Below are 4,760 nucleotides of genomic sequence, written 5' to 3' on the forward strand. Positions count from 1 at the left end.
GATTCGGTGGAGCATGGCAGCTTCACCGACGAGGCCGGCGCCAAGGCGCTGGCCGCGACCGGCGGCTGGCTGGTGCCGACGCTGCTGCCGTTCCGCGAAACCGGCGAGCGGCTCGGCACCGGTGCCTACACGCCGGTGGTGGAAACCAAGGTGCGCGCCATCCTGGAACGCCGCGGCAAGCAGATTATCGCGGCCAGAAAGGCCGGCGCGCGCATCGCCTTCGGCACCGATGCCGGCGTGTTCGCCCACGGCCGCAACGGCGAGGAGGCGGCCGACATGGTGGCCTATGGCGGAATGAGCCCGCGCGAAGTGCTGGTGAGCGCCACCAGCGGGGCGGCCGAGCTGTTGGGCCTTGCCGCCGAGATCGGGACGCTGGAGCCGGGCAAATCCGCCGACATCATCGCCACCGATGGCGATCCCACCGCCGACGCAAACCAGTTGGCGCAGGTGAAATGGGTGATGGCGCGCGGGCAGGTGGTGCCCTGAAGGCAGATCAGGCCTTCACCAGCCCCTTCCCGATCAGGCTGCGCGCGCAATCGAGGATGGTCTCGCGTTCATCGCGGGTGCGCCAGCCCAGCCGGTCGAGCGCATGCGCGGCGCTGGCCTCGCGGCGGCGGCCGAGTTCGGGCACCACCATCTTCACGGTGGGATCGAAGTTGGCGAGCAGCTTCATAAGCCAATCGGGCAGGCCGCGCGTCGGTACCCGGCGGGCCTGGCTGCCCAGCCCGTCCTTCAATACCTGTGCCACCTCGCGCATCCACATGAAGCGCCCTTGCGCGATGAAGCGTTCACCGTCGAGGCCCGGCGTTATCATCGCCAGCACATGCAGATCGGCGACATCGCGCACGTCGACCACACCGAAGCCCAGGTTGGGCAGGCCGGGCAAGGCCCCGTCCATCAGCTTCTTGACCACTTCAAGGCTGGTCGAAAAGTCCGGACCAAGCACGGGGCCCAGCACGGCGGCCGGGTTGATGGACACATATTCCATCGGCGCGCCATTGGCCGCCATCCAGTCACGCGCCGCGCGTTCGGCCAGCGTCTTGGACTTGATATAGGCATAGGCCTCGAGGCTCTGCAGGTTCGACCAGTCGCTTTCCGTGAGGGGCGCGCGGGCTTCGCCATGGCCATAGGCGATGGCGGCCATGCTGCTGGTCATCACCACGCGCTTCACCCCGGCGGCATGGGCAAAGCGCAGCGCCCTCAGCGCACCCTCGCGCGCCGGCACGATCAGCTCGTCGGGGTCTTTCGGCTCGCCGGCCGGGATCGGCGAGGCGATGTGCTGGACGTGACTGATGCCGTCCATCGCCTCCGCCCAGCCGTCGTCGCGCATCAGGTCACAGGCCACCAGCTCCAGATCGGGCAGGCCCAGCGTGGCGCGCACCTCGTCCGCGCGGGCGAGGGAGCGAATGGTGCCGCGCACCGGCCAGCCCTCACGCACCAGCGCCTTGATCACGAAGCCAGCGATATAACCCGACGCGCCGGTGACCAGCACCTTGCCCTGTTCCACTGCCATTGCGAGGCTCCCTGCCTGACTTGCCGATTCTTGCCCAAGCGTGTTACAGACTGACAAATGTCGTCCAATATGTCAAACCCGGCCGCCGAAGACCGCCGTGCCCGCGTGGTGGCCGCCGCGATCGGCGCCTTTGCTGCCCATGGCTACCGGCGCTGCACCATGGCCGACATCGCGGCGGCCGCAGGCATGTCGCGCCCGGCGCTCTACCTGATGTTCTGCGGCAAGGAGGCGGTGTTCCGCGCTGTCGCCGAGGCGCTGCTGGCCGATGCCGCCATTGCTGCCGAACGGGCCTGGCCGGCCGGGACCGATCCGGCCCAGGGCCTTGCCGCTGCCATCCTGGCGAAGGACCTGCCCATCCAGCGCCTGTGCAACGCCAGCCCGCATGCCGACGAGATCCTGGCGGTGGCCGGCAGCCTGACCGCCGATCTTCACCAGGCCAGCACGGCGCGCTTTGTGGCGCTGCTGGCCCGCCGGCTGGGCGAAGCCGGGCTGGCAGATGCCGACGCGCTGGCCCGCATGCTCGCCAATGCCGCTGCCGGGCTGAAGCACGCCGGCCTGGCCGAAGCGGAATATGTGGCGGACGTGCAGCGACTGGCGGGACTGATACGGGCAAAGTAACGGGTTGGCAGCCGCGCTCCGGCAGCCCATTAGCGGGGGCGTGCACACACCAAAGTCTCCGGGAAATCCTGTTGCCGGTCTTGGCGCCTCGTCGCTGCCGCGCCGGGAATTTGCCGTGGTCTTCGCTGCATTGCTCACGGTGGCGGCCGGCAATACCGCGCTGCAGACGGTGCTGCCCGCCATCGCGCGCGTGATCCACCTGCCCGACATGCTGGTGGCGGTGATCTTCTCGCTGTCCGCCCTGCTCTGGACGATCAGCGCCCCCTATTGGGCACGACAGAGCGACATTCGTGGCCGGCGACGGCTGATGCTGCTCGGCTCGCTGGGCTTCATGGTGTCGATGGCGGGTTGCGGCATCGCCATCTATGCCGGGCTGAACGGCTGGCTGGCCCCCATAGCCACATTCCTGCTGTTCGCCTCGCTGCGCAGCCTGTTCGGCATCTTCGGTTCGGCGGCCAATCCGGCGGCGCAGGCCTATGTGGCCGGGCGTACCAGCGAGGCTGATCGCACCGCCGCCCTGTCCAGCCTGTCATCGGCCTTCGGGCTCGGCACCATCATCGGCCCCGCGGTGGCGCCGCTGTTCATCCTGGCGCCGTTCGGCCTGTCCGGGCCGATGTTCGCCTTTGCCGCCATCGCGGCGCTGGTCATGATCGCGGTGGCGCGGGTGCTGCCGGATGATGATCCCACCCATGCCACCGGGCGGCCGCAGAGCGGCAGTGGTGCGCCTTCGTCCGAACCCAGCCTGGCCGGTGCCACCACTGGCGCCAGCGTCAAGGCCGCCGCCGCGGGGCGGCCGAAGCGGCTGAGCATCAAGGACAGCCGCATCCTGCCCTTCATGATCTTCGGCTTCGTGTCCGGCTCGATCCAGGCCGCCACCGGCCAGGCGATCGGCTTCCTGGTGATCGACACGCTGGGCGGGGATGCCCTGGCCTCGCAGCAGTCGATCGCGCTCATTTTCATGGCCGGCGCCTTCTCCACCCTGCTGGCGCAGTGGGTGCTGATCCCGCAGTTGCGGTTGACCCCGCCGGCCCTGATGCGCTGGGGCACGCTGCTGGCCGCTGTCGGCACGGCCGGCATCGCGCTGTCGGTCAGCCTCTATGCGCTGGTGCTGGCCTTTGCCCTGATGAGCATGGGCTATGGCCTGGCCCGGCCCGGCTTCACCGCCGGCGCCAGCCTGGCTGTGTCGCGCGCCGAGCAGGGCGGCGTCGCCGGCGCCGTCACCTCGGTCAATGGCAGCTGCTTCATCGCGGCGCCGGCCATCGGCATCGGCCTCTACCAGATCGGCCCGTCCGTCACCTATTGGCTGGGCGCGGCGGCGTTGGTGGCGCTGGCGGTCTATGCCTTCACCCAGCCCGCCCTGGGCCGCGAACCGGGCGAGCATGGGGACGAAAGCGAAGGCTGATCAGCGCCGCCCCATCCGCCGCAACGGATAGAGGAATTGCGGCCACCAGCCCACCGGCACCGGATCGGCGACGCCATAGTGGCTCGGCCAACGCCCGGGCGGCAGGTGGAAGGTACCGAACAATTTGTCGAGCAGCGGGAAGTGGATGGCGAAGTTGCGGTCCACCGCTTCGGCATCGGCGGCATGGTGCCAGTGGTGATAGCGCGGCGTGGCGATCCAGTGGCCCCACCAGTCCCGCTCAGCGCCGATGTTGGCGTGGATCAGCGCGCTGTGCAGATAGACGATGGCAACGTAGATCTGCACCGCTTCGGGCGCGAAGCCCAGCGTGAACATCGGCACCGTTGTGAGGCCGCGCACCACCGCGATTTCCAGGAAATGCAGCCGCGATCCGGCCAGCCAGTCCATCGCCCGCGCGCTGTGATGCACGGCATGGAAGCGCCACAGGAAGGGCAGGCGGTGAAAGGCGCGGTGCAGCCAGTACTGGATGAGATCGGTGAGCAGCATGATGGCCAGCACCTGCACCACCAGCGGCAAGCTGCCGATCGCGGCGCGCACGCCGGCAAGAGCCTCGCTGTGCGCCAGCAGCAGCCGCGACGGCCCGAAGGTGATGAAGGCAACCACCTGCACCAGCATCGAGCTCAACAGGAAATAGACGAGATCGACCTGCCATTCGCCGCGGAACAGCCGCTGTTCCCGGATGTGCGGCCACAGCCGCTCCAGCGGTGCGAAGATCAGGCCCGACAGCGCCATGTTGAGGATGAAGAAATCCACCCCGAAGAACAGGCCACGCGGCCCGGCGGCGCTACTATCCGGCGCCCCGGTGCCGATCAGGCTGGCGCAGAGGGCCAGGCCGAGCGCACTGGTGCCCAGAAGCCGATAGCGGCCGAGCAGGAGCGACACCACGGCCAATGCCCAGCTGGCGAGGATCATGGCCTGAATGGCCGGGCGCAGCAGCCCGGAGCGATAGACCGGTGCCAGTTCCGGCGTGGACAAGAGGGCCGGGAAGCGCAGCGACAGCACCAACCCCAGCCCGGCAATGCCCAACAGGAAGGCGAACAGCCCGGCATACCAGCCGCTGCCGAACCGGCGCAGCGCACGCGGCGCTTCCAGTTCGGCCAGCAGCCGGTCGGGGCGGGCCGTCATGCCCCGGTCGGGATCAGGCGCCGGCCGGGGCCTCGCCAAGGCCGGAGCCACGGCGGCCGGCCTTGGGAATGGCCGATGCGCCGG

General features: G+C 69.3%; 5 protein-coding genes. 3 read left to right on the top strand and 2 right to left on the bottom strand.

What is annotated here, in order from left to right; translation table 11 throughout:
• Nucleotides 1–486: amidohydrolase family protein (locus GJV64_RS11485; RefSeq protein ID WP_164157356.1), on the top strand; the 486-nt coding region annotated here is incomplete at its 5' end.
• Between the two features lie 7 nt (nucleotides 487–493).
• Here GJV64_RS11485 and GJV64_RS11490 read toward each other — a convergent pair.
• The gene (locus GJV64_RS11490) at nucleotides 494–1,513 is read right to left on the bottom strand and encodes an SDR family oxidoreductase (protein ID WP_164157357.1); all 1,020 of its coding nucleotides are present in this window, start codon (nucleotides 1,511–1,513) and stop codon (nucleotides 494–496) included.
• Nucleotides 1,514–1,582: 69 nt separating this feature from the next.
• Between GJV64_RS11490 and GJV64_RS11495 the strand changes: the two genes are divergently transcribed.
• Nucleotides 1,583–2,131 carry a helix-turn-helix domain-containing protein gene (locus GJV64_RS11495; protein ID WP_164157358.1) on the top strand — a complete coding sequence of 183 codons (549 nt, stop codon included), beginning with the start codon at nucleotides 1,583–1,585 and terminating at the stop codon, nucleotides 2,129–2,131.
• Between the two features lie 115 nt (nucleotides 2,132–2,246).
• Nucleotides 2,247–3,533 (top strand): MFS transporter, encoded by a 1,287-nt coding sequence (locus tag GJV64_RS11500; protein ID WP_235927716.1) that lies wholly within the window; start codon nucleotides 2,247–2,249, stop codon nucleotides 3,531–3,533.
• Here the strand turns inward: GJV64_RS11500 and GJV64_RS11505 are convergent, their stop codons facing one another.
• Nucleotides 3,534–4,676 carry a sterol desaturase family protein gene (locus GJV64_RS11505; protein ID WP_164157359.1) on the bottom strand — a complete coding sequence of 381 codons (1,143 nt, stop codon included), beginning with the start codon at nucleotides 4,674–4,676 and terminating at the stop codon, nucleotides 3,534–3,536. It abuts the gene before it with no gap.
• Nucleotides 4,677–4,760 lie beyond the last annotated feature (84 nt).

The sequence above is a fragment of the Sandarakinorhabdus rubra genome, from assembly GCF_010994245.1.
GTDB lineage: Bacteria > Pseudomonadota > Alphaproteobacteria > Sphingomonadales > Sphingomonadaceae > Sandarakinorhabdus > Sandarakinorhabdus rubra.

Excerpts from the sequence above, each read along its gene's own strand:
- GJV64_RS11490 (WP_164157357.1), bottom strand. The coding sequence starts at position 1,513 with ATGGCAGTGGAACAGGGCAAGGTGCTGGTCACCGGCGCGTCGGGTTAT.
- GJV64_RS11495 (WP_164157358.1), top strand. The coding sequence starts at position 1,583 with ATGTCAAACCCGGCCGCCGAAGACCGCCGTGCCCGCGTGGTGGCCGCC.
- GJV64_RS11505 (WP_164157359.1), bottom strand. The coding sequence starts at position 4,676 with ATGACGGCCCGCCCCGACCGGCTGCTGGCCGAACTGGAAGCGCCGCGT.